Source organism: uncultured Pseudomonas sp. (genome assembly GCF_913777995.1).
In the GTDB taxonomy this organism is placed as follows: domain Bacteria; phylum Pseudomonadota; class Gammaproteobacteria; order Pseudomonadales; family Pseudomonadaceae; genus Aquipseudomonas.
Genome location: NZ_CAJYVE010000042.1, coordinates 63,090 through 85,319 on the forward strand (window position 1 = coordinate 63,090; position 22,230 = coordinate 85,319).

Annotated in this window: 20 protein-coding genes and 1 tRNA gene; 15 read left to right on the forward strand and 6 right to left on the reverse strand. The window is 65.3% G+C overall.

All coding sequences use genetic code 11. The features are described 5' to 3' along the window. Positions 1 to 24: 24 nt before the first annotated feature. The 4 genes from QZ497_RS18415 to QZ497_RS18430 all read left to right on the forward strand — a co-directional run bounded on the left by QZ497_RS18415 (position 25) and on the right by QZ497_RS18430 (position 4,441). Positions 25 to 921 carry a formate/nitrite transporter family protein gene (locus QZ497_RS18415; protein WP_295477612.1) on the forward strand — a complete coding sequence of 299 codons (897 nt, stop codon included), beginning with the start codon at positions 25 to 27 and terminating at the stop codon, positions 919 to 921. 135 nt (positions 922 to 1,056) lie between these two features. Continuing rightward, the gene (locus QZ497_RS18420; RefSeq protein WP_295477615.1) at positions 1,057 to 1,737 is read left to right on the forward strand and encodes a response regulator transcription factor; all 681 of its coding nucleotides are present in this window, start codon (positions 1,057 to 1,059) and stop codon (positions 1,735 to 1,737) included. Further along, the gene (locus QZ497_RS18425; RefSeq protein WP_295477618.1) at positions 1,715 to 3,100 is read left to right on the forward strand and encodes a HAMP domain-containing sensor histidine kinase; all 1,386 of its coding nucleotides are present in this window, start codon (positions 1,715 to 1,717) and stop codon (positions 3,098 to 3,100) included. The genes QZ497_RS18420 and QZ497_RS18425 overlap by 23 nt, the downstream gene beginning before the upstream one ends. 150 nt (positions 3,101 to 3,250) lie before the next feature. After that, entirely contained in the window at positions 3,251 to 4,441 is a 1,191-nt protein-coding gene (locus QZ497_RS18430; RefSeq protein WP_295477620.1) for an MFS transporter, read from the forward strand. 15 nt (positions 4,442 to 4,456) lie between these two features. Here QZ497_RS18430 and QZ497_RS18435 read toward each other — a convergent pair whose 3' ends face one another. The 4 genes from QZ497_RS18435 to hpxX all read right to left on the reverse strand — a co-directional run bounded on the left by QZ497_RS18435 (position 4,457) and on the right by hpxX (position 8,086). Then, a complete protein-coding gene (locus QZ497_RS18435; protein ID WP_295477623.1) occupies positions 4,457 to 6,046 on the reverse strand; it encodes a gamma-glutamyltransferase family protein in 1,590 nt (529 codons plus the stop codon). Between the two features lie 72 nt (positions 6,047 to 6,118). Beyond that, positions 6,119 to 6,502: an oxalurate catabolism protein HpxZ gene (gene hpxZ, locus QZ497_RS18440; protein ID WP_295477625.1), complete on the reverse strand. Its 384-nt coding sequence runs from the start codon at positions 6,500 to 6,502 to the stop codon at positions 6,119 to 6,121. 4 nt (positions 6,503 to 6,506) lie between these two features. Continuing rightward, positions 6,507 to 7,901, reverse strand: a complete 1,395-nt coding sequence (locus tag QZ497_RS18445; RefSeq protein ID WP_295477628.1) for an AtzE family amidohydrolase — start codon at positions 7,899 to 7,901, stop codon at positions 6,507 to 6,509. Next, the gene (gene hpxX, locus QZ497_RS18450) at positions 7,898 to 8,086 is read right to left on the reverse strand and encodes an oxalurate catabolism protein HpxX (RefSeq protein WP_295477630.1); all 189 of its coding nucleotides are present in this window, start codon (positions 8,084 to 8,086) and stop codon (positions 7,898 to 7,900) included. Before hpxX ends, QZ497_RS18445 begins: the two co-directional genes overlap by 4 nt. A 149-nt stretch (positions 8,087 to 8,235) precedes the next feature. Here hpxX and QZ497_RS18455 point away from each other — a divergent pair, with 149 nt between their 5' ends. From QZ497_RS18455 to hpxK, 7 genes are all read left to right on the forward strand, one after another. Beyond that, complete coding sequence (locus tag QZ497_RS18455; protein WP_295477634.1) at positions 8,236 to 9,075, forward strand: MurR/RpiR family transcriptional regulator; 840 nt, start codon at positions 8,236 to 8,238, stop codon at positions 9,073 to 9,075. A 264-nt stretch (positions 9,076 to 9,339) separates the two neighbouring features. Continuing rightward, positions 9,340 to 10,125: a transporter substrate-binding domain-containing protein gene (locus tag QZ497_RS18460; RefSeq protein WP_295477637.1), complete on the forward strand. Its 786-nt coding sequence runs from the start codon at positions 9,340 to 9,342 to the stop codon at positions 10,123 to 10,125. A 10-nt stretch (positions 10,126 to 10,135) separates the two neighbouring features. Continuing rightward, positions 10,136 to 10,801: an amino acid ABC transporter permease gene (locus QZ497_RS18465; protein WP_295477640.1), complete on the forward strand. Its 666-nt coding sequence runs from the start codon at positions 10,136 to 10,138 to the stop codon at positions 10,799 to 10,801. Further along, complete coding sequence (locus QZ497_RS18470) at positions 10,801 to 11,457, forward strand: amino acid ABC transporter permease (RefSeq protein WP_295477770.1); 657 nt, start codon at positions 10,801 to 10,803, stop codon at positions 11,455 to 11,457. Before QZ497_RS18465 ends, QZ497_RS18470 begins: the two co-directional genes overlap by 1 nt. Continuing rightward, on the forward strand, positions 11,438 to 12,175 hold the full coding sequence (locus tag QZ497_RS18475) for an amino acid ABC transporter ATP-binding protein (protein ID WP_295477643.1): 738 nt from the start codon (positions 11,438 to 11,440) through the stop codon (positions 12,173 to 12,175). Before QZ497_RS18470 ends, QZ497_RS18475 begins: the two co-directional genes overlap by 20 nt. Positions 12,176 to 12,185: 10 nt before the next feature. Further along, positions 12,186 to 13,448: an alanine--glyoxylate aminotransferase family protein gene (locus QZ497_RS18480; protein ID WP_295477646.1), complete on the forward strand. Its 1,263-nt coding sequence runs from the start codon at positions 12,186 to 12,188 to the stop codon at positions 13,446 to 13,448. Next, positions 13,445 to 14,704 carry an allantoate amidohydrolase gene (gene hpxK / locus QZ497_RS18485; protein ID WP_295477649.1) on the forward strand — a complete coding sequence of 420 codons (1,260 nt, stop codon included), beginning with the start codon at positions 13,445 to 13,447 and terminating at the stop codon, positions 14,702 to 14,704. The genes QZ497_RS18480 and hpxK overlap by 4 nt, the downstream gene beginning before the upstream one ends. A 31-nt stretch (positions 14,705 to 14,735) precedes the next feature. On the opposite strand, the gene QZ497_RS18490 is transcribed toward hpxK, so the two are convergent. Beyond that, entirely contained in the window at positions 14,736 to 15,521 is a 786-nt protein-coding gene (locus QZ497_RS18490; RefSeq protein ID WP_295477652.1) for a hypothetical protein, read from the reverse strand. A 332-nt stretch (positions 15,522 to 15,853) separates the two neighbouring features. On the opposite strand from QZ497_RS18490, the gene QZ497_RS18495 reads away from it, so the two are divergent. Both QZ497_RS18495 and solA read left to right on the forward strand, forming a co-directional pair. Next, the gene (locus tag QZ497_RS18495) at positions 15,854 to 17,437 is read left to right on the forward strand and encodes an aldehyde dehydrogenase (NADP(+)) (RefSeq protein ID WP_295477655.1); all 1,584 of its coding nucleotides are present in this window, start codon (positions 15,854 to 15,856) and stop codon (positions 17,435 to 17,437) included. Between the two features lie 405 nt (positions 17,438 to 17,842). After that, positions 17,843 to 19,012 (forward strand): N-methyl-L-tryptophan oxidase, encoded by a 1,170-nt coding sequence (gene solA / locus QZ497_RS18500; protein WP_295477658.1) that lies wholly within the window; start codon positions 17,843 to 17,845, stop codon positions 19,010 to 19,012. Between the two features lie 53 nt (positions 19,013 to 19,065). Here the strand turns inward: solA and QZ497_RS18505 are convergent, their stop codons facing one another. Continuing rightward, a complete protein-coding gene (locus QZ497_RS18505; protein WP_295477661.1) occupies positions 19,066 to 19,740 on the reverse strand; it encodes a Bax inhibitor-1/YccA family protein in 675 nt (224 codons plus the stop codon). Positions 19,741 to 19,873: 133 nt separating this feature from the next. On the opposite strand from QZ497_RS18505, the gene QZ497_RS18510 reads away from it, so the two are divergent. Both QZ497_RS18510 and QZ497_RS18515 read left to right on the forward strand, forming a co-directional pair. Continuing rightward, a tRNA-Ser gene (locus QZ497_RS18510) sits at positions 19,874 to 19,961 on the forward strand. A 651-nt stretch (positions 19,962 to 20,612) separates the two neighbouring features. Further along, positions 20,613 to 22,196 (forward strand): methyl-accepting chemotaxis protein, encoded by a 1,584-nt coding sequence (locus QZ497_RS18515; RefSeq protein WP_295477664.1) that lies wholly within the window; start codon positions 20,613 to 20,615, stop codon positions 22,194 to 22,196. The last annotated feature ends 34 nt before the right edge of the window (positions 22,197 to 22,230 follow it).

Sequence of the window (22,230 nt, forward strand, 5' to 3'; positions counted from 1 at the left end):
GCATTTCTCATGAAGGTAGTGGCTATGCAAGAGCAAGCAGACGGCAAGACCCCCGGCCTGTCAGCCGAAGAAGAGCGCGAGATCGATGAAAAGCTGCCGCCGCGCGCGGTGGTGCTGCACGAGACCATCCGTGTGCAGGGCGACCATGAGCTGGAGCGCAGCGTCGCCGCCTTGTGGTGGTCGGCCCTGGCGGCCGGTTTGACCATGGGCCTGTCGCTGATGGCCATGGGGCTGTTCCGTTCACGGCTGGGCGACAGCGACGCCAGCCACGTGATCGCCAGCCTGGGCTACTCGGCAGGTTTTCTGGCGGTGATCCTGGCGCGCCAGCAATTGTTCACCGAGAACACCCTCACCGCAGTGCTGCCGGTGATGAGCAAACTCACCCTGGGCAACTTCGGGCGCCTGTTGCGGCTCTGGGGCGTGGTGCTGTTCGGTAACCTGTGCGGCACCCTGCTGGTGGCCTGGGTGATGCTGCGCCTGCCGATCTTCGACGCGCAGACCGACATGGCTTTCCTCGACATCGGCCGCAAGGTGATGGAGAACGAAGCGGGGCAGATGCTCGCCAAGGGCATCGTCTCCGGCTGGATGATCGCCACCATGGTGTGGATGATCGCCTCGATGGAAAGCGCCAAGATCGCGATCATCGTGGTCATCACCTACCTGATGGCGCTGGGCGACTTCACCCATATCGTGGTCGGTTCGGTGGAGGTCTCCTACCTGGTCTTTGCCGGCGAGGCGAGCTGGTCGGACTTCTGGCTGCACTTCGCCGCCCCTACCCTGGCTGGCAACATCATCGGCGGCAGCTTCATCTTCGCTCTGCTCAGCCACGCGCAGATCCGCGGCGAGAAAGACATGACCGCCAAACGCGAACGCGACAAACACAAGCTGCTCGAAGAACTGCGCCGCAGCCGCCAAGACTGACCGCGCCCGGCCTTTGCCCGCCAGGCGCAGAAGCACGCCAGCGCCGGGCAAGGGGCCATCATGAACTTTCTTTCAGGAAATTTTCAGGTTCGCGCAGGCAAGATAAGGCTTTCTCCGAGACTGCAGGCAGGCAAGATGACCCGAATCCTGGCAATCGAAGACGACGCCGTCACCGCAAGGGAAATCGTCGCGGAACTCAGCAGCCACGGGCTGGACGTGGACTGGGTGGACAACGGCCGTGATGGCCTGGACAAGGCCGTCAGCGGTGACTACGACCTGATCACCCTCGACCGCATGCTGCCGCAGGTCGACGGCCTGACCATCGTCACGCGCCTGCGCGCCCAGGGCATCAGCACACCGATCCTGATGATCAGTGCGTTGTCCGACGTCGACGAGCGTGTGCGCGGCCTGCGCGCCGGTGGCGACGATTACCTGTCCAAGCCATTCGCCTCCGACGAGATGGCGGCCCGGGTCGAGGTGCTGCTGCGCCGCAACAGCCCGGCCGAGCAGAAGAGCCAACTGGTGGTCGCCGACCTGGAGCTGGACCTTATGAGCCGCGAAGCGCGCCGCGGCGACCGCGTGCTGACCCTGCTGCCCACCGAGTACAAGCTGCTGGAATTCCTCATGCGCAACCATGGCCAGGTCATCACCCGGATGATGATCTTCCAGGAAGTCTGGGGCTATCACTTCGACCCCGGCACCAACCTGATCGACGTGCACATCGGCCGGCTGCGCAAGAAGATCGACCCACCGGGCACCGCGCCGCTGATCCGTACGGTAAGGGGCACGGGGTATGTCATTAGCGAACCTGCCTAAGGGCTGGCGCTCATCCAGCAGCCGTCTGCTGGCGCTCTACAGTACGCTGTTCGTGGCCTGGAGCAGCATCCTGCTGGGGGTGCTGTACTGGGAGGTCAAGGGCTACCTCGACCAGATGGCCCGCCACTCGCTGATGCAGCGTCAGCAATTGTTCGCCCGCTTCGAAGGCCAGGACCTGGTCGAAGCGCTGGTGGCCAGCATGGCCTTCGACAAACCGGCGGTGGATGCCTTCGGCCTGTTCGACGCGCGCCTGCGCCCCCTGTTCGGGCCGATTCGCCAGGTGCCGGCCAACCTGCCGCTGGACGGACAGATCCACGAACTGGGCAGTTGCATCGTTTCCACCGACCCGAACCTGCCACGCAGCAGCTGCGCCGCCGTGGCCACCCGCACCCGCGCCGGCAACTGGCTGATCATCGTGCGTGACAACGGTTCGCTGTTCGCCGTCTCGACCCTGATTCTGCATGCCCTGCTCTGGGGCCTGTCGCTAACCATCATTCCCGGCGTGGCCGGCTGGTACCTCTTGCGCCGTCGCCCGTTGCGACGCATCCATGCCCTGCAGGCCAGCGCCGAGGCCATCGTCAGCGGCGACATGAGCAAGCGTCTGCCGGTCTCCACGCGTCGCGATGAACTGGACATGCTGGCGCTGATCGTCAACGACATGCTGGGCCAGATCGAACGCCTGATGAACGAAGTCAAAGGCGTGTGCGACAACATTGCCCATGACCTGCGCACGCCACTGACCAGACTGCGCGCCCGTCTGTATCGCATCCAGCAGGAGGCGCCGGACTCGCCGCACGGCCCGGAAATCGCCCAAGTGATTGCCGAGGCCGACGGTCTGATGGCGCGCTTTCGCGGCCTGCTGCGTATCTCCGAACTGCAGGACCAGCGACGCCGCTCGGCGTTCGTCGAACTGCAGCTGGCGCCGTTGCTGCAGGAGCTGCATGACTTCTACCTGCCGCTGGCCGAAGAGGGCGAGATCAGCCTGCACCTGACCCTGGACGAGCCGTTGCCCGCGGTGACCGGCGACCGTGCGTTGCTGTTCGAGGCACTGGCCAACCTGCTGGACAACGCCATCAAGTTCACCCCGGCGGGTGGCAACGTGGTGCTGCACGCCGGCACCTGGGAAGGCCACGCGCGCATCCAGGTGCGCGACTCAGGCCCCGGCATTCCGGCGGCCGAACGCGAAGCGGTGTTCCAGCGCTTTCACCGCAGCGAACACGACAACCCGCAAGGCTTCGGCCTGGGCCTGTCGCTGGTGGCGGCCATCGTCGAGCTGCACGGTTTCCGCCTGAGCATCGATGCCGCTGCCGAAGGCGGTGCCAGCCTGGTGCTGGACTGCCCGACGAAAACCGCCCTGGCCTGAGCGCCATCACCGGCAGGCATAGCCAGTATCGATTCGCCGGCAGTTCTGCCTGCCGGCGAAAGCCGGTAGCCTGCACGCCATCATCCCCTCCACCCGCCGCCAGCCCCAGCCCTGTGCCTGGCCGGCCAGCCAAACGCCATGGACCGCCCGATGACTTCACGCCACACACCTGCAGCCCTGACTCCCGGCCTGGTACTGCTGTTCGCTTTCTGCTGCGGCGCCATCGTCGCCAATATCTATTACGCCCAACCGATCATCGAACTGATCGCGCCGGACCTCGGCCTATCCAGCACCCTGGCCAGCCTGATCGTGTCGCTGACCCAGATCGGCTACGCGCTGGGCCTGTTCTTCCTGGTGCCACTGGGCGACCTGCTGGAAAACCGTCGGCTGATGATCGCCACCGCGCTGCTGGCAGTGCTGAGCCTGGCCGGCGCGGCACTGGTCGAGCAGCCCAACCTGTTCCTGGTGCTGTCGCTGCTGGTGGGTTTCAGTTCGGTATCGGTGCAGATCCTCATTCCGCTGGCCGCACACCTGGCGCCGGAAGCCACGCGCGGGCGAGTGGTGGGCAGCATCATGAGCGGCCTGTTGCTGGGCATCCTGTTGGCCAGGCCGCTGGCCAGTCTGATCGCCGACCACTTCGGCTGGCGTGCGGTATTCGCCTGTGCCGCCGGGGTGATGCTCGCCATCTGCGTGATGCTGGCCACCACCATCCCCAGTCGCCAGCCCGAGCACCGCGCCTCCTACCCGGCGTTGCTGGCTTCGCTGTGGCAGTTGCTGCGCCAGCAACCGGTGTTGCGCCAGCGCGCCTTCTACCAGGCGTGCATGTTCGCCACTTTCAGCCTGTTCTGGACCGCCGTACCGCTGGAGCTGGCGCGCCACCATGGCCTGTCGCAAAGCCAGATCGCGCTGTTCGCCCTGGTCGGCGCCATTGGTGCGCTGGCCGCGCCGGTGGCCGGGCGCCTGGCCGATGCCGGCCACACCCGCCAGGCCAGCCTGACAGTGCTGGCCTTGGCGGCGCTGTGCTTTTTGCCGGCGCTGAGCCCCATCGGCGCCGGTGTGGTCGGCCTGGCCGTCACCGGCGTGCTGCTGGACTTCTGCGTGCAGGTCAACATGGTGCTCGGCCAGCGTGCCGTCTACGCCCTGGACGCCGCCAGCCGCAGCCGCCTCAATGCGCTGTACATGACCAGCATCTTCATCGGCGGCGCCATCGGCTCGGCCGTGGCCAGCCTGCTGTTCGAACACGGCGGCTGGACCGCTATCCTGGTCGCTGGCACCGCCCTGCCCGGCCTCGCCCTGCTGGCCTTCCTGCGCGACACCGCCAAGGCTCGCCAGTTGGCTTGAGCACTTCGCCGGCCCTCAGTACCCGGCTGCGGCGCCATTGCCGCGCGGGTCGAAGGCGCCTTCTAAGCTGCCATCGGGCCAGCGTACCGCCGCGGCGGCGTGGCCCATGGTTTCGCTGAACGGCGCCAGCACCTCCACCTCGTGGCCAAGCGCTTGCAGCGCGGCGAGCACCGCCGGCTCGAAGCGCCCCTCCACCTTCAATGAATCGCTGCTGTCGCCCCAGGTGCGCCCAAGCAGCCAGCGCGGCGCGGTGACCGCCTGCTGCAAGGGCTGGCCGAACACGGCATAGCGGCTGAACACGGCGGCCTGGGTCTGCGGCTGGCCGTCACCCCCCATGGTGCCGTAGACCATGGTGCGCCCGTCCTTGAGACGCGCAGCCGCCGGGTTGAGGGTGTGGAAGGGCTTCTTGCCGGGACGCAGGGCCAACAGGTGGCCGGGGTCGAGGCTGAACGAGGCGCCGCGGTTCTGCCACACCAGGCCACTGCCTGGCAGCACCACACCGCTGCCGAACTCGTGGTAGATGCTCTGGATGAATGACACCGCCAGGCCGTCCTGATCGATGACGCCCATCCACACCGTGTCGCCCGGCCCCTTGCCGGCACCCCAGGGCATGGCCTGCTGCGGATCGATAAGCGCCGCCTGCTGCTCCAAGTAGTGCGGCGCCAGGAAGGTCAGCGGGTCGACGCGCATGTCGGCCGGGTCGGTGATATGCGCATCGCGAACCTTGAAGGCCAGCTTGGTCGCTTCCACCAAGGTGTGCACGTACTGCGCCTCATCCACCGGCTGCTGTGCCAGGCCGGCACGCTCGGCAATGCCGAGGATCAGTTGCGAAACCAGGCCCTGGGTCGGTGCCGGCAGGTTGTAGACACTGCCGGCAGCGTGCGCCAGCTCCAGCGGACGTACGCGCTGTGCGCGGTAGGCGGCCAGGTCATCGGCGGTGACCGGCGCACCGAGCTGCGCCAGGTCGGCCGCGATGCTGGCGGCCAGTTCACCACGATAGAAATCGTCCAGGCCATGCTCGCTCAAACGCTGCAAGGTGGCCGCCAGACGCGGCTGGCGGAACAGGCTGCCGGCTGCCGGGACCTGACCATCGACCAGGTAGGTGTCGGCAAACCCCGGCACTGCTTGCAGCTCGCCGAGCTTGGCCTGGGTGGCAGCCTGTTGCGACGGCGTGACCGGTGCGCCGGCGCGGGCGTAGTGAATGGCGTCGGCAAGCAGCTCGGCCAACGGCAGGCGGCCGCCGCGCTCGGCACTGATCGCCAGCGCCTCCTGCCAGCCGCCGACGGTGCCGGCCACGGTCAGCGCCGCTGCCGCGCCGCGGGTCGGAATGCGCGCCTGGCCCTGGTAACGCGCCAGGCTGGCCAGGCTGCCGGCAGGGCCGCTGGCGTCGATGGCCAGCGGCGCGCCGTGCTTGGGCACGATCAGCCAGAAGCCGTCGCCGCCCAGGCCGTTCATGTGCGGGTAGACCACGGCGATGGTCGCCGCCGCCGCGACCATCGCCTCGATGGCATTACCGCCGCTGCGCAGAATGGCCAGCGCCGACTGTGCGGCCAGGCTGTGAGGCGCCACCGCGATTCCACGGGCGGCCTGGGTGGTATTGAGCATGGGGTGTCCTGTAGTCAGGTTGAAGAGCAATGCTGTTCGCTGAAGCCGCGCCGGCAGGGTCAATGGGGCGAATCAGCTCATGAGGCTGACCTGCGCGGCGACGATGCGCCAGCGACCATCGAGCCGCGCCCAGGTCTGCTGCTGGCGGCCGATGCGTTCGCTGCCCGCGCGGGTGAACTCGGTGCTGCACACGGCAAAGTCCTCGCCATAGGTGGTGATCACCGTGTTGCGCAGGGTTCTGGCCAGGCCGGCGGCGGGCCGTGCAGCGCGGAAGGCACGAATCGCCTCGATGCCATAGAGGTTTTCCCCGGCGCCCAGGCGCACGGTGCGCGGGTCGTGCCAGAACAGCTCGTCGAGCACCTCGATGTCGTTGCCCACCAGCGCCTGTTCGTAGCGCTGGAACGCGGCGCTGACTTCGGCCAGCACCTCTGGGCGGTCAATGGCTTGCAGGTTCATCGCCTCACTCCTGATTGATGGCCGCGACCTGGGTCACGCCCCGCTGCTCCAGCTCATGCGCCACGCGCAGGCAGGCCTGTTCGTTGAACGGCGCGGCGATCAGCTGCACCCCGATCGGCAGGCCATTGGCGCCGCGCAACGGCACACTGACCACCGGCAGGCCAAGGAAGGAAATCGGCTGGGCCAGCATGCCCATGCTGGCGCGGGTCGGCAGTTCGGCACCACCGATGTTCATGGTTTCCTGGCCGATGAGGGTCGCCGACGTCGGCGTGGCCGGGGCGATCAGCACATCCACCTCGTCGAACAGCGGCAACACCTGGCGCTGGAAATGCCGGCGAAAGCGCTGCGCCTGCACGTACCAGGCCGAAGGAATCATGGCCCCGGCCAGCAGACGCTCGCGCGACAGCGGCTCGAAGTCCTGCGGCGCACTGCGCAGCGCTGGCAGGTAGGCGTTGCCGCCCTCGCTGGCGCTGATGATGAACGCCGCGCTGCGCGCCAGGCTGGCTTCGGCCAGGGTGATCTCCCGCTCGCTGCCCAGCGCTCTGGCGACCCGCGCCACCGCCTCCTTGGCCGTGTCATCGCACCATTGCTGGAAGTACCCGCCCAGTACCGCGCAGCGCAAGCCGTCGGCGCCACGCGCCAGGCTGCCGGTCAACGGCTCGACCGGCCTGTCGGCCTGAAAACCGTCGTCCGGGTCGTGACCCAGCAGCGCGTCATAGACCTGCGCCAGGTCTGCGCTGCAGCGCGCCAGCGGGCCGATGTGGTCGAGGCTGCCGACGAAGGGGTGGGTGCCGCTGCGCGACAGGCGGCCGAAGGTCGGCTTGAGGCCGAAGATCCCGCACAGCGAGGCTGGCACGCGGATCGAACCATTGGTGTCGCTGCCCAGCGAGAAATGCACCAGCCCGGCCGCCACCGCCGCCGCCGAACCACCGGACGAACCACCGGCAATGCGCGTCAGGTCATGGGGGTTGCGGGTGGCGCCGAAGTGAGTGTTTTCCGTGGTGAAGCCATAGGCATAGGCGTCCATGTTGAGCAGCCCAGCCAGCAGGCCACCACTGGCCGTCAGCTGGCGCACCGCCCAGGCATCGCGCGTGGCCGGTGGACGCTGCTGGAACAGCTTGGCACCGGCCAGGGTGGCAAAGCCCTCTACGTCAAACAGGTTCTTCACCGCATAGGGCACGCCAGCCAGCGCTGGCAAGGCGGCTCCCTGGCGGCGCAGCAGGTCCTGCTGGTCGGCCTCGCGCAGCATGCGCTCGGCGGTCACCTGGGTCCAGGCGTTGATCGCCGGGTCGTGGCGGGCGATGGCCGCCAGGCTGTGTTCGGCGATGCCGCGGGCGCTGAGTTCGCCGTTACGCAATGCCGTACGCAGCTGGCCAATGGTCAGGGAGGCTGGATTCATGCTCGGTACACCCCCGCCACTTCCAGCCGGTCATCCAACGGGTAGTCCATCAGCGGCTCGGCCATGGCGGCTATACGGCTGAACTGGGTGAGCAGTTCCTGGCGGCGGGCCTCATCGAGCTGCAGGCCCAGCACCTGTTCCATCTGCTCGACGTAAGCGGCCCAGTCGGGCGTGACCTGTGTCATGGTGAACTCCTTGGGGCGCCAGAAGCACGGCTTCTGCAACGCGGGCTGCAAGACCGCCGCCTGGCATGCCGTCGCGAAACGGACAGTGCAGGCAAGCGCGTGATTGCTATATCATCGACCGAATGAAACAAAAGTTACAAGGTGCCTCTGTGAATCAGTTAGACGAACGCCTGCGCAGCCACTACTCGCAACTCACGCCCCAGGAACAGCGCCTGGCCGAGTTCATGCTTGACCATTACGACGACCTGGTGAGCTACAACAGCGCCGAGCTGGCGCGCCTGACCGGGGTTTCCAAAGCCACCGTCAGCCGCCTGTTCAAGCGCCTGGGCTACGAGAAGTACAAGGACATGCGCGAAGAGCTGCGCACCCTGCGCCAGACCGGCATGCCGGTGGCCGACAACCGCGATGCGGTGCAGGGCAACACCCTGCTGGCGCGGCACTACAAGCAGGAAATGGCCAACCTCAGCCAATGGGTGAATGCCATCGATGCCCGGCAGTTCACCGAAGTGGTGCAAGCGCTGGGCCACAGCCGCCGGGTCTGGGTGGTGGGCATGCGCAACGCCTACCCGGTGGCCCTGCACCTGCGCCAGCAGCTGCTGCAGATCCGCAGTGCCGTGCAGGTGTTGCCGCAACCGGGCCAGACCCTGGCCGAGGAACTGGTCGATGCCGGCACCGACGACCTGGTGGTGGTACTGGGCTTCCGCCGTCGCCCACGCCTGCTCAAGCCTCTGCTGGACAGCCTGCAGGCGCGGCAGATTCCCACCCTGGTGATCTGTGAACCGCAGGCCCAGGCAGTGATCGAACGGGCGCGCTGGCACCTCTGCACCCCGCTGGACAGCGTCTCGGCCTTCGACAGCTACGCCAGCGCCAACAGCCTGATCAACCTGCTGGTCAATGCGGTGCTGCACGAGCAGCTCGGCGACGGGCGCCAGCGCATCCAGCAGATCGCCACCCTGTATGGCGAGCTGGATGAGCTGGAACAGCGCTAACGCACCAATTTGGCGCACGCAAACTCACCAAAGCGCCTTTTTCGCCCGCGTCCTTTCTGCCCGTTCCGACGCATGCCCACCGCCGGAGCCCCCCACCCAAAGCACCTGAGCCGCTTTGCAGAGCCTGATTTTCAAGGCATTGCGACTGGTTTCAAGCACCCGCCGGGTGACCGACGCACGGCGAAAGGTCATTGGCACACTCGTTGCAGAATCACGATTAACGAATCTTTTGTTTCATTACGCTGATCAACAGGGGTGTCAAAGATGAAGAAGAAACTGATGGCGGTACTGGCAGGCGCTCTGTTGCTGACCCAGGCGGGCGCAGCGCTGGCCGACCAGCTGCAGGACATCGAGAAGCGCGGTGTCATCCGCATCGCCGTCCCTCAGGACTTCCCGCCATTCGGCTCGGTCGGCACCGATCTGCAGCCACAAGGCTATGACATCGACATGGCCCGCCATCTGGCCAAGCAGATGAAACTAAAGTTGCAACTGGTGCCGGTCACCAGCGCCAACCGTGTGCCCTACCTGCAGACCGACAAGGTCGACCTGGTGATTTCCAGCCTGGGCAAGAACGCCGAGCGTGAACAGGTGATCGACTTCAGCAAGGCCTACGCGCCGTTCTTCCTCGGTGTGTTCGGTGCCAAGGATGCCAGCCTCAAGGATGCCGCCGGCCTGGCCGGGCAGTCGATCGGCGTGACCCGTGGCGCGGTGGAGGACATGGTGCTCACTGAAATCGCCCCGGGCGGCGCTCAGGTCAAGCGCTACGAAGACAACAACACCACGCTGTCGGCCTACCTGTCCGGCCAGGTGCAGTACGTTGCCACCGGCAACCTGGTGGTCGCCGCCATCGCCCGGCAGAACGCCGAGCGCGCTCCGGTGGCCAAGTTCATGCTCAAGGATTCGCCGTGCTTCATCGGCCTGCGCAAGAACGAAGCGGCGCTGAAGGACAAGGTCAACGCGATCATCGACGAGGCTAGGCAGGACGGCACCCTGAACAAGCTCTCCGAAGAGTGGCTGAAAGCGCCACTGCCTGAAAACCTGGGCGCTTAAGGGCTTCGCCATGCTTGCACAGCTGAACTTCCCCGCCCTGCTGCCCTACTGGCCGGAGCTGCTCGCCGGCCTGTGGGTGACCCTCCAGCTCACGGTGCTGGCCACCGTGGGCGGGGTGTCCCTGGGCATTCTCGGTGCTGCCTTGCGCAGCGGCCGGCCTTCGCTGGCCAGCCGCCTGTGGGGCGCCTACGTCGAGCTGATCCGCAACACGCCCTTCGTGGTGCAACTGTTCTTCATCGTCTTCGGCCTGCCCAACCTGGGACTCAAGCTGAGCGCCGGTGAGGCCGCACTGCTGGCCATGCTGATCAACCTCGGCGCCTACAGCACCGAGATCATCCGCGCCGGTATCCAGGTCACTCCGCGTGGCCAGTGGGAAGCCGGCCGGGTGCTGGGCCTGACCCGCAGCCAGACCTTCATCCGCGTGGTACTGCCACCGGCCATGAAGCGCATTTATCCGGCCCTGGTCAGCCAGTGCATCATCGTCATGCTCGGTTCTTCGGTAGTGTCCCAGGTGTCCTATGAAGAACTGACCTTCGCCGCCAGCCTGATCCAGTCGCGCACCTTCCTCAGTTTCGAGGTGTACCTGGTCACCGCCCTGATGTACCTGGCGCTGTCCATCGCCATGCGCCAGGCGCTGCTGGCCATCGGCCGCAAATGCTTTGGAGACCAGCCATGATGACCACCTTCAGCGACTGGGACATCCTGCGTAACCTGCTGCTCGCCGCACGCTGGACCGTCCTGCTGTCCATGACCGCGTTCGTCGGCGGCACCCTGGTCGCCATTCCCCTGGTGATGATGCGCCTGTCGCGACACACCTGGCTGCACAGGCTGATCCGCGCCTACACCGAGCTGTTCCAGGGCACGCCGCTGCTGATGCAGCTGTTCCTGGCATTCTTCGGCGTCGCCCTGCTGGGCATCGACGTCCCGCCATGGACCGCCGCCTCGCTGGCGCTGACCTTCTACACCAGTGCCTTTCTGGTGGATATCTGGCACGGCAGCATCCGCGCCCTGCCGCGTGGCCAGTGGGAAGCCTGCCGCTGCCTGGGCCTGGACTTCGGCCAGACCCTGTACCGGGTGATCCTGCCCCAGGCGCTGCGCATCGGCATCGCCCCCACCGTGGGCTTCGCCGTGCAGGTCATCAAGGGCACGGCGCTGGCCTCGATCATCGGTTTCGTCGAGCTGACCAAGGCCGGCACCATCCTCAACAACGTGACCTACGCGCCCTTCAAGGTGTTCGGGCTGGTAGCCCTGGGCTACTTCCTGATGTGCTACCCGCTGTCGCGCTACAGCCAGTTCCTGGAGAAGAAATTCAATGCCGCTCATCACCATTGATCAGGTACAGAAGTACTACGGCGACAACCACGTCCTCAAAGGCGTGGACCTGGACATCGAGATCGGCGAAGTGGTGTCGATCATCGGCCGCAGCGGCTCGGGCAAGAGCACCCTGCTGCGCTGCATCAATGGCCTGGAGGGTTACCAGAACGGCAGCATCAAGCTGGCCGGCATGACCGTCACCGACCGCGACTCGCAGGCCCGGGAGATCAGCCGCTCGGTGGGCATGGTGTTCCAGAACTTCAACCTGTTCCCGCACATGACCGCCCGCGAGAACGTCATGCTGGCGCCGCGCCGGGTCTTGAAGAAAAGCGAGGCCGAATGCCGCGAACTGGCCGCACGCATGCTGGAGAAGGTCGGCCTGGCGGACCGCATGGACTACTACCCTGCCAACCTCTCCGGCGGCCAGCAGCAGCGCGTGGCCATCGCCCGCGCCCTGGCCATGTCGCCCAAGGTGCTGCTGTGCGACGAAATCACCTCGGCGCTGGACCCGGAACTGGTCGGCGAAGTGCTCAAGGTCCTGGAGCAACTGGCCGCCGAAGGCATGACCCTGATCCTGGTCACCCACGAAATGAACTTCGCCCGCGAAGTGGGTGACCGCGTGGTGTTCATGCACCAGGGCCGCGTCTGGGAACAGGGCGACAGCCGCGAGCTGTTCGCCAACCCGCAGACCGCCGAACTCAAGCAGTTCATCTCGTCCGTTCGCGGGCTGAACTGAGTCTTCGATAATGACCAACGGAAGTTTCCTGCCGATGAACATTTCCAGCTACCAGCCGGTCAACCCGCCACAGCGCCTGCTGATGGGCCCCGGGCCGATCAATGCCGACCCGCGCGTGCTGCGCGCCATGTCCAGCCAGTTGATCGGCCAGTACGACCCGGCCATGACCGGCTACATGAACGAGGTCATGGCGCTGTATCGCGGCGTGTTCCGTACCGATAACCGCTGGACGCTATTGGTCGACGGCACCTCGCGGGCCGGCATCGAGGCCATTCTGGTCTCGGCGATCCGCCCCGGCGACAAGGTGCTGGTACCGGTGTTCGGCCGCTTCGGCCACCTGCTGTGCGAGATTGCCCGACGCTGCCGCGCCGAGGTGCACACCCTGGAAGCGCCCTGGGGCGAGGTGTTCGAGCCCGGCCAGGTCGAAGACGCGATCAAGCGCGTCAAGCCGCGCCTGCTGCTCACCGTGCAGGGCGACACCTCGACCACCATGCTGCAACCGCTGGCGGAACTGGGCGAGATCTGCCGTCGCCATGACGTGCTGTTCTACACCGATGCCACCGCCTCCTTGGGCGGCAACCTGCTGGACAGCGACGGCTGGGGCCTGGATGCGGTGTCCGCCGGGTTGCAGAAGTGCCTGGGCGGGCCGTCGGGTACGGCGCCGATCACCCTCAGCGAGCGCATGGAGCAGGTGATCCGGCGCCGCGCCTGCGTCGAAGCCGGCATCCGCACCGACGCGCATCGCGACGGCGAAGACGAGATGATCTACTCCAACTACTTCGACCTGGGGATGATCCTCGACTACTGGGGCCCCGAACGCCTCAACCACCACACCGAGGCCACCTCGGCGCTGTTCGGCGCCCGCGAGTGCGCCCGGATACTGCTCGAAGAAGGCCTGGACAGCGCCATCGCCCGCCACAAGCTGCACGGCGACGCGCTGCTCAAGGGCATCCAGGGCATGGGCCTGCAGACCTTCGGCAACCTCGAACACAAGATGAACAACGTGCTGGGCGTGGTGATTCCCGAGGGCGTACACGGCGAGCAGGTACGCCAGCTGCTGCTACAGGATTTCGGCATCGAGATCGGCACTTCGTTCGGCCCGCTGGCCGGCAAGATCTGGCGCATCGGCACCATGGGCTACAACGCCCGCAAGGATTGCGTGATGCAGACCCTCTGCGCCCTGGAAGCCGTGCTCAACCGCCTGGGCCTGCGCACCACGCAAGGCACCGCGATGCAGGCCGCCTGGGATCACTACGCCAGCGTGCAGTCATGAGCCTCATGGAAATGGGCGCGGCCTGCAGCGCGCAGGCTGCGGCCCGTGTCATGGCCCGCTGCGACGAACTGGCCACACTGAGCGCCACGCCCGGCGCGCTGACCCGCGTCTACCTGTCGCCCCAACATCGCCAGGCCAATGCCCTGGTTGGCGAATGGATGCAGGCGGCCGGCATGCGGGTCTGGCAGGACAGCGTCGGCAATATCTGCGGTCGCTACGAAGGCCGCAGGGCTGGGGCGTCCGCCCTGCTGCTCGGGTCGCATCTGGACACCGTACGTGATGCCGGGCGCTACGACGGCATGCTCGGGGTCATCACCGCCATCGAGGTCGTGCAGCATCTGCATGACCAGCAGCGGCGCCTGGACCACGCCATCGAGATCGTCGGTTTCGCCGACGAAGAAGGCACGCGCTTCGGCATCACCCTGCTCGGCAGCCGTGGCCTGAGCGGCACCTGGCCGGCGCACTGGCTGGACGAAACCGATGCCGACGGCATCAGCGTCGCCCAGGCCATGCTCGACTTCGGCCTGGACCCGCTGAAAGTCGGCGAAGCCGCACGGGCCAGGCACGAGATTGCCGCCTACCTGGAACTGCACATCGAACAAGGGCCATGCCTGGAAGGCGAGAATCTGGCCCTTGGGGTAGTGACGGCGATCAACGGCGCCCGACGGCTGAACTGCTCGTTCAAGGGCCAGGCCGGACATGCCGGGACGGTGCCCATGGGCCATCGCCAGGACGCCCTGGCGGGGGCGGTGCAATGGATGGCTGCCATCGAGGCCGGCACACGCGCGGCCGGTCCGCAGCTGGTCGCCACCGTGGGCACCGTGCAGTGCCACCCCGGTGCGGTGAACGTGATTCCTGGCGAAGTGACCCTGACCCTGGACATCCGTGGCCCCGAGGACGTGGCACTGGACGCGCTGCTGCAACAGTTGCTCGACCAGGCCGGGACGATTGCGGCGCAGCGCGGGCTGCGTTTCAGCGCACAGACCTACTATTCGATTCCTGCCACGCCCTGTGACAAAAGCATTCAGCAGAGCCTCGAAGAGGTCTTGCTGGCCGTGCAGGGGCGTTCGTTGTCACTGCCCAGCGGCGCCGGGCATGACGCCATCGCCATGGCCGACCACTGGCCTGTGGGTATGCTGTTCGTGCGCTGCAAGGGTGGAATCAGCCACAACCCGGCAGAGTCGATCAGCGCAGCCGACGCCGGGCTGGCGGTGCAGGCTTTGATGCAACTGGTCAACCGTCTGGGCTGTCACTGAGTCCTGGGCTGCCGGTACGGTGGCGGGCGGCTCAGTCGCCGCCGCCTCCGCCACACCCGCCACCGCAACCGCCCCCACCACAGCCACTGCTGTCTGCGCCACCACCATCACCGCCGCCATCACCCCCCGAACTGCCGTGGTGACCATCGCTGCCACCGCCGCAACCGGAACCGCTGCCATCGCTGCCATCGCTGCCCAGACCCGGGTCGGAACAGAACAGGTCGCTGCCACAGTGCACCACCGCCGCGCCCTGCTGCTCAGTGGCGCGGCGCATGCCCTCACAGTCCAGGGCATAGACGAAGCCCGAGGCAATCACCAGCTTGGCATCCAGAGCGAACAACAGGGGCAGGCGCAGCGCCCGTTTCGGGTTGATCTTCTCTTCGCTGCAGGCGTACCACCAGGTACGCCGCAGGCCCGCGTCGCTCTTCGCCGCCGCCTGCTCGCCCAGGGCGGCCGCCGGGGTGTGATGGAAGAAGCGGCCAAAGGCCTGGCGGCAAAACTCATCGTAGGCCCGCGTATGCAGGATGAACTCGTGCCACAGGTCGTCGACCACCTGGGAAGGCATCGACACATAGCGATAACCGCTCTTGTGGTAAGCCAGGAAGAATTGCCGCAGACCTTGGGCAACCAGTTGACACTCCTTGATCGTCAGGTGCGGGTGGTGCACGCGCAGTGCGTCGAACAAGCCGCCGGGAAACACGTAATCACGTATCACGCGCTCACGGCGCAGGTCCCGGCCCCGTCTGAAATGACCACGCACCCGCAGCACAGCGACGAGCGCGAGAACGACCGAAGGCACCAGCCAGACGTAGGACATCAATACTCTCCGAATATGAAGGTGGCCGCAGGTTAACACCGTGCGGCAGTTGCGCAGCGCACGAGCATGGTTGTACGATGTCTGCTGACTTTATTCGGTACCCGTTGCCTGGGGCACAGGCCGGTACACAGGCAGTCGGCGGCAGCGTTGTGGACATTCGTCTGCCTCTGACCCTGTTTTTCTCAACCTGTGCCCAGTGCAGCGAATTTTCGTACAGAAGCTGAAGCAGCACCGGTCGCGGCCTGCCTGCTCCTCCCTACTCCAACCGCTACTCGGCAACCCATAGGGTGCTGCACCTGCCGCACCCCAGGTCATAACAACAGGAGATACCGATGCCCACCATTCTCGGCCACAACTTCATCGGCGGCGCGCGCAGCGCCCAAGGTCAGAGCCAGCACCAGAGCCTGGACGCGACCACCGGCGAAGCCCTGCCCTACAGCTTCGTGCAGGCCACCGACAGCGAGATCGACGCTGCGGCGCAGGCCGCCAAGGCCGCCTTCCCGGAATTCCGTCAGCTGAGCCCGGCGCGTCGTGCCGAATTCCTCGATGCCATCGCCGATGAGCTGGACCAACTGGGCGACGACTTCGTGGCCATCGTCTGCCAGGAAACCGCCCTGCCCCAGGCCCGTATCCAGGGTGAACGCGGTCGTACCAGCGGTCAGATGCGCCTGTTCGCACAGATTCTGCGCCGCGGCGACTACCTGGGCGCGCGCATCGACCTGCCGCTGCCAGACCGCAAGCCGCTGCCGCGCGTCGACCTGCGCCAGTACCGTATCGGCGTCGGCCCGGTCGCCGTATTCGGCGCCAGCAACTTCCCGCTGGCCTTCTCCACCGCCGGCGGTGACACCGCAGCGGCCCTGGCTGCCGGCTGCCCAGTGGTATTCAAGGCGCACAGCGGCCACATGGCCACCGCCGACCTGGTCGGCCAGGCCATCGTCCGCGCCGCCGAGCGCACCGGCATGCCCAAGGGCGTGTTCAACATGATCTTCGGCAACGGCGTCGGCGAAGGCCTGGTCAAGCACCCGGCGATCCAGGCCGTGGGCTTCACCGGCTCGCTCAATGGCGGCAACGCGCTGTGCAAGATGGCCGCCGAGCGCCCGCAACCGATCCCGGTGTTCGCCGAGATGTCCAGCATCAACCCGGTCATCGTCCTGCCTCAGGCCCTGGATGCCCGCGGCGAAACCGTAGCCAAGGAACTGGCCGCCTCGGTGGTCATGGGCGCCGGACAGTTCTGCACCAATCCTGGCGTGGTCATCGGCCTGCGCTCCCCGGCCTTCTCGGCCTTCCTGGAGCAACTGGCCGAGCAGATCGGTGGCCAGAACCCGCAGACCATGCTCAATGCCGGCGGCCTGCGCAGCTACAGCAAGGGCGTCGAGCACCTGCTGAGCCACGCGGGTGTCACGCACCTGGCTGGCAAGCCACAGGAAGGCAAGCAGGCCCAGGCGCAGTTGTTCAAGGCTGACGTCAGCCTGCTGCTCAATGGCGACGAACTGCTGCAGGAAGAAGTCTTCGGCCCGACCACCATCGCCATCGAAGTGGCCGACGACGCCCAGCTCAAGGAGGCCCTGCTGGCCCTGCGCGGCCAACTGACCGCCACGCTGATCGGCGAGCCGGGCGATCTGCAAGGCTACCAGTGGCTGCTGCCGCTGCTGGAAGACAAAGTCGGTCGCATCCTGGTCAACGGCTACCCGACCGGTGTGGAAGTCTGCGACGCCATGGTGCATGGCGGCCCGTATCCGGCCACCTCCGACGCCCGTGGCACGTCCGTCGGCACCCTGGCCATCGACCGCTTCCTGCGCCCGGTGTGCTACCAGAACCATGCCGACGCCCTGCTGCCGCCCGCGCTGCAGAACGCCAACCCGCTGGGCCTGCGTCGCCTGGTCAATGGTGAGTGGAGCGATGGCGCTATCGCCTGATAGCCCTCGATTCACGCAAAAGGCGCGCCCCGCAAGGGTCGCGCCTTTTTTCTTGCCGCAGTCTTCAGGACCTGCAGACCCACGAAATTTTTTCGTAAAACAATGCCAATTTGCCAGTTGCATCACGCTTTTCATCCCGCTTGCATACCCCTCAAACAGGTTGAAAACCCACCACGCCGCTTGCTGCTCATAAATTAACCACACCCATAAGGCCTAGTAAAAACGGGACATTCACAGAGTTACCCACAGACATACCCACGCTTTTCGTGGAAAACTTTTGTCATTTTTCCGCACCTTAAATGACAGCCGAATGCAACCCCCCTTCGGTCCACGCCTGAGGGGCAAGCGCCTTGCTTTTCAGACGCCACGCCGGTGCAATGGGCCATTTGCCAAAACGGATATCGCATGCAGACGCATTACCCAGTCGCCGTCATCGGCCTCGGTGCCATGGGCGCCGCCGCGCTTTATCAGTTGAGCCAGTCTGGCGTGAAGGCCGTAGGCATCGACCGTTACAACCCGCCCCATGACCAGGGCTCCAGCCATGGCGACACCCGTATCACGCGTTTGTCCAACGGCGAAGGCCCGCAGTACCTGCCGCTGGTGCGACGCTCCCAAACGATCTGGCGCGAGCTGGAAGCGCGCACCGGCGAAGCGCTGTTCGAGCAGTGCGGCGTGCTGGTCATGACCTCTAGCCAACGCCATGATCCGCAAGACCCGGAGGACTTCACCCAGCGCACCATCGCCCTGGCCCGCGCCTACGGTATCCGGCACGAAGTGCTGGATGCGGCGCAGATCCGCCAGCGCTTTGCGCAATTCGCGCCGGTGCAGGACAACGCCGTGGGTTACTTCGAGCCAGAGGGTGGCTATCTGCGCCCGGAACGCTGCATTGCCGCGCAACTGCAACTGGCGCGCAGCCAAGGGGCAACCTTGCGCTGCAATGAACGGGTAACCGGTCTGGTACAGATGGACGATCGGGTGAAGATCAGCACCGACCGGGGCGAAATTCTGGCCGACCGGGTGATCGTCAGTGCCGGGATGTGGTCGGCGAAACTGCTCGGCGCGCCGTTCGACAGCCTGCTGCGGGTTTGCCGGCAGACGCTCTACTGGTTCGAAGTGACCTCACCCGAACGCTTCGCCCCGGCCTCACCCAGCTTCATCCTCACCCACGGCCCCGGCTTCATCGACGTCAACTACGGTTTCCCGCCCCTGCCCGGCGAGGCCAGCATGAAGATCGCCACCGAGCAGTACCAGCAGGCCTGCGACCCGGACGCACTCGACCGGCAGGTCAACGACGATCAGGTTGAAACTATGTACCGCACTCAGGTCGCCGGGCGCATCGACGGCGTGGGCAGCCGCGCCGTGAAGACCTCGGTCTGCGCCTATACGGTGACACCCGACTACCACTTCATCGTCGACGAGCACCCGAGCATGCCGCGTGTGACCGTGGTGTCGGCTTGCTCGGGCCATGGCTTCAAGCATTCGGCAGCGCTCGGCGAAGCGCTGGCGCAGCGTTGCCTGCGTGGCCACAGCGACCTCGACCTGTCGGCCTTCAGCCTTGAACGTTTCAACCGCTGAAAACGACAAAGCCCGCTGACGCGGGCTTTGTTTTGACTTCAGGAGCGCGGCGATCAGTCGTCGCGGCCCATGATGCCGAAGATCTGCAACAGGCTGACGAACAGGTTGTAGATCGACACGTACAGGCTGATGGTGGCCATGATGTAGTTCCGCTCACCGCCATGGATGATGGCGCTGGTCTGGAACAGGATGCAGGCCGAGGAGAACAGCACGAAGCCGGCGCTGATCGCCAGTTGCAGGCCACTGATGTTGAAGAACAGACCGGCCAGCACGGCGCCCATCAGGACGAAGAAACCGGCGGTGATGAAGCCACTCAGGAAGCTCATGTCCTTGCGGGTGGTCAGCACGTAGGCCGACAGACCACCGAACACCAGGGCGGTCATGGCGAAGGCCGAGCTGACCACTTCGGCGCCGCCGCTCATCTGCAGGTAGCGGTTGAGGATCGGGCCGAGGATGAAGCCCATGAAGCCGGTCAGGGCGAAAGTGGACACCAGACCCCAGACCGAGTCGCGCAGCTTGGCGGTCAGGAAGAACAGCCCATAGAAGCCGATGAGCACGACGAAGATGTTCGGGTAGCCGACGCGCATCTGCTGCGCGACGAAGGCCATCACACCGCTGAAGGCCAGGGTCAGGGCCAGGAGGCCGTAGGTATTGCGCAGGACACGACTCACCTCGAGCTGGTCGGCTTCCTGCACGCCGGTTTTAAGTAGGTAATCCTGTTCGCGCATGGCGAAGCTCCTCACAGTTGATAGCTTGTTGAAATGACAAGTTGCAAAGATCATAACAGAGCCTTCGAGCCGCTCCAGCCCCAGTGTTTGACAGCTTGTTACATTCCGGTATGATGGCGCCCGCAACGAAAGTGGAGGTATGGCCGAGTGGTTTAAGGCAGCAGTCTTGAAAACTGCCGACTGTAACAGGTCCTAGAGTTCGAATCTCTATGCCTCCGCCATATTCAGACAGAAAAGCCCCGTATTCCGGGGCTTTTTTGCGTCTGCCCGCCCTGCCCTTGTGCTCGTCTCAGGTCAGGTTTCAGGCCGGCCTCGCCAAGCGCCGGATGAGGCTCATGGCCACCTTGACAGGCTCCGGTCGTGCGCGCGGCTCAGGCCGGCTTTCGAAATGGGTGATCCAGCTTGCGAGCAAAAGCGTCTGCCATCGCGCAACAGCCCCAAGCGCTTATTGCATGCACGACGTTCTAAATCTCGCCAAGCGAAGGGCTGGCTAGTTGTCTTGCGTTTGTCACAGCCCTTTAAGACGGAAAAACTATTGTCTAAGCCGCCACGGCAGGCCGAACGTGGCGGTCGTAATGTGCGCCACATCAAATCCAGAACAAAAATAGTTTTTTACCCCTGCATTCTTTTAGCGTTAACCGCACTATTCGCTGGTTCAGAAACTGCAGGGCCGGTCGATCGTTACGAACGGCCCAAAGCGTGCGCATCTTCAAACACGGCAAACGCCCATTTCGCGGCGCTTTTCTCTGAAAGATGCTCCTGCCAGCCGAAGACATCAGACAACTTTTTTAACGGGCACAGCGACTCTTCTGCAACCCGCTGAGGATTCATTGTGCCTACCGATAGTTGAGTCCAGTCCTTGAGTAACGCCTATGTTCAATTCAGTTGAGAGCGTGTTGGGAGATATCAGTGTCAGGGCCAAGCTGGCTCTGGGGTTCACCCTGGTTTTATTGCTGACGCTGATGATTGCGGCGGTGGGCTGGAAGGGTTTGCGCGATCTGGGTGAACGCAGCACCCGGTTAAGCAACATCGGCAAGATCAACGAAACCGTGCGCGACCTGCGGATTGCCCGGCTGAGCTATACCATCACCCCGGACGAGGGGCGTGCAGCCAAGGTTACCAAGATACTGGATGACCTCGATGCGGGCATCGCCACATTGGGCAAAGTCTTTGCAGACCCAGCCAATCAGCGTGCCGCCACTGAAGCAGCCACGGCCTTGCGCAGTTACCGCAGTCATTTCCAGGACTTCGTGCGTGCCACCCAGGAACACAACGACGCGCAGTACAACCAGGCCAAAGCGGCGCTGGATACCGACATCCAGAATGTGTTCGCCAGCACCGGTCACTTGCTGGAAAGCCAGTCCCAGAAGCGCGACGACGAACTCAAGACAGCCAACGAACGCCTGCTGGGCGCTACCGTGCTGGCCTTGCTGTTCGGCATCCTGGCTTCGTGGCTGATCAGTCGCCTGATCGTCACGCCCTTGAAAGAGGTACTGCAGATTGCCGAACGGGTCGCTGAGGGCAATCTCAGCCAGGACATACGTGTATCACGCCGCGATGAGCTGGGCCTGCTGCAGACCAGCATGCAACGCATGACCGTTAGCTTGCGCGAGCTGATTGGCGGCCTGCGCGACGGTGTCGTGCAGATCGCCAGTGCCGCCGAACAATTGTCAGCCGTGACCAAGCAGACCAGCGCCGGGGTGAACAGCCAGAAACTCGAGACCGATCAGGTGGCCACGGCCATGAACGAGATGGCCACGACCGTGCAGGAGGTGGCGCGCAGTGCCGAACAGGCTTCGAGCGCGGCAGTCAACGCTGGACACGCCGCCCGCGAAAGCGACGCAGTGGTGAACCAGGCGATCGAGCAGATCACCCACCTGGATGCCGAGGTCGGCAACTCCACGGCAGCCATGGCCGAGCTGAAGCAGGAAAGCGACAAGATCGGCAGCGTTCTGGATGTGATCAAGTCGGTTGCCCAGCAGACCAACCTGTTGGCCCTCAACGCCGCCATCGAAGCGGCCCGGGCCGGTGAGGCCGGGCGCGGTTTTGCCGTGGTCGCCGATGAAGTGCGCAGCCTGGCGCAACGCACGCAGATGTCCACCGAGGAGATCGAGGCGCTGATCAGCAGCCTGCACCGGCGCACCGAGCAGGTCGCCGAAGCTCTCGACAAGAGCCGCGCGCTGACCGGCAACAGCGTCGAGCTGACGCGTCGCACCGGCACCTCGCTGCTGAGCATTACCCGTTCGGTGGCCACCATTGAATCGATGAACCTGCAGATTGCCACCGCCTCCGAACAACAGAGCGCGGTGGCTGACGAGATCAATCGCAGCGTGCTGAATGTGCGCCAGCTGTCCGAACAGACCTCTGCCGCCAGTGATGAAACGGCCGCTTCGAGCGTCGAGCTGGCGCGCCTCGGGACGCACCTGCAAACGCTGGTCGGTCGCTTCAAGACCTGATCAGCGAGCGATTGAAAACAGCCGGTAAAAGGTC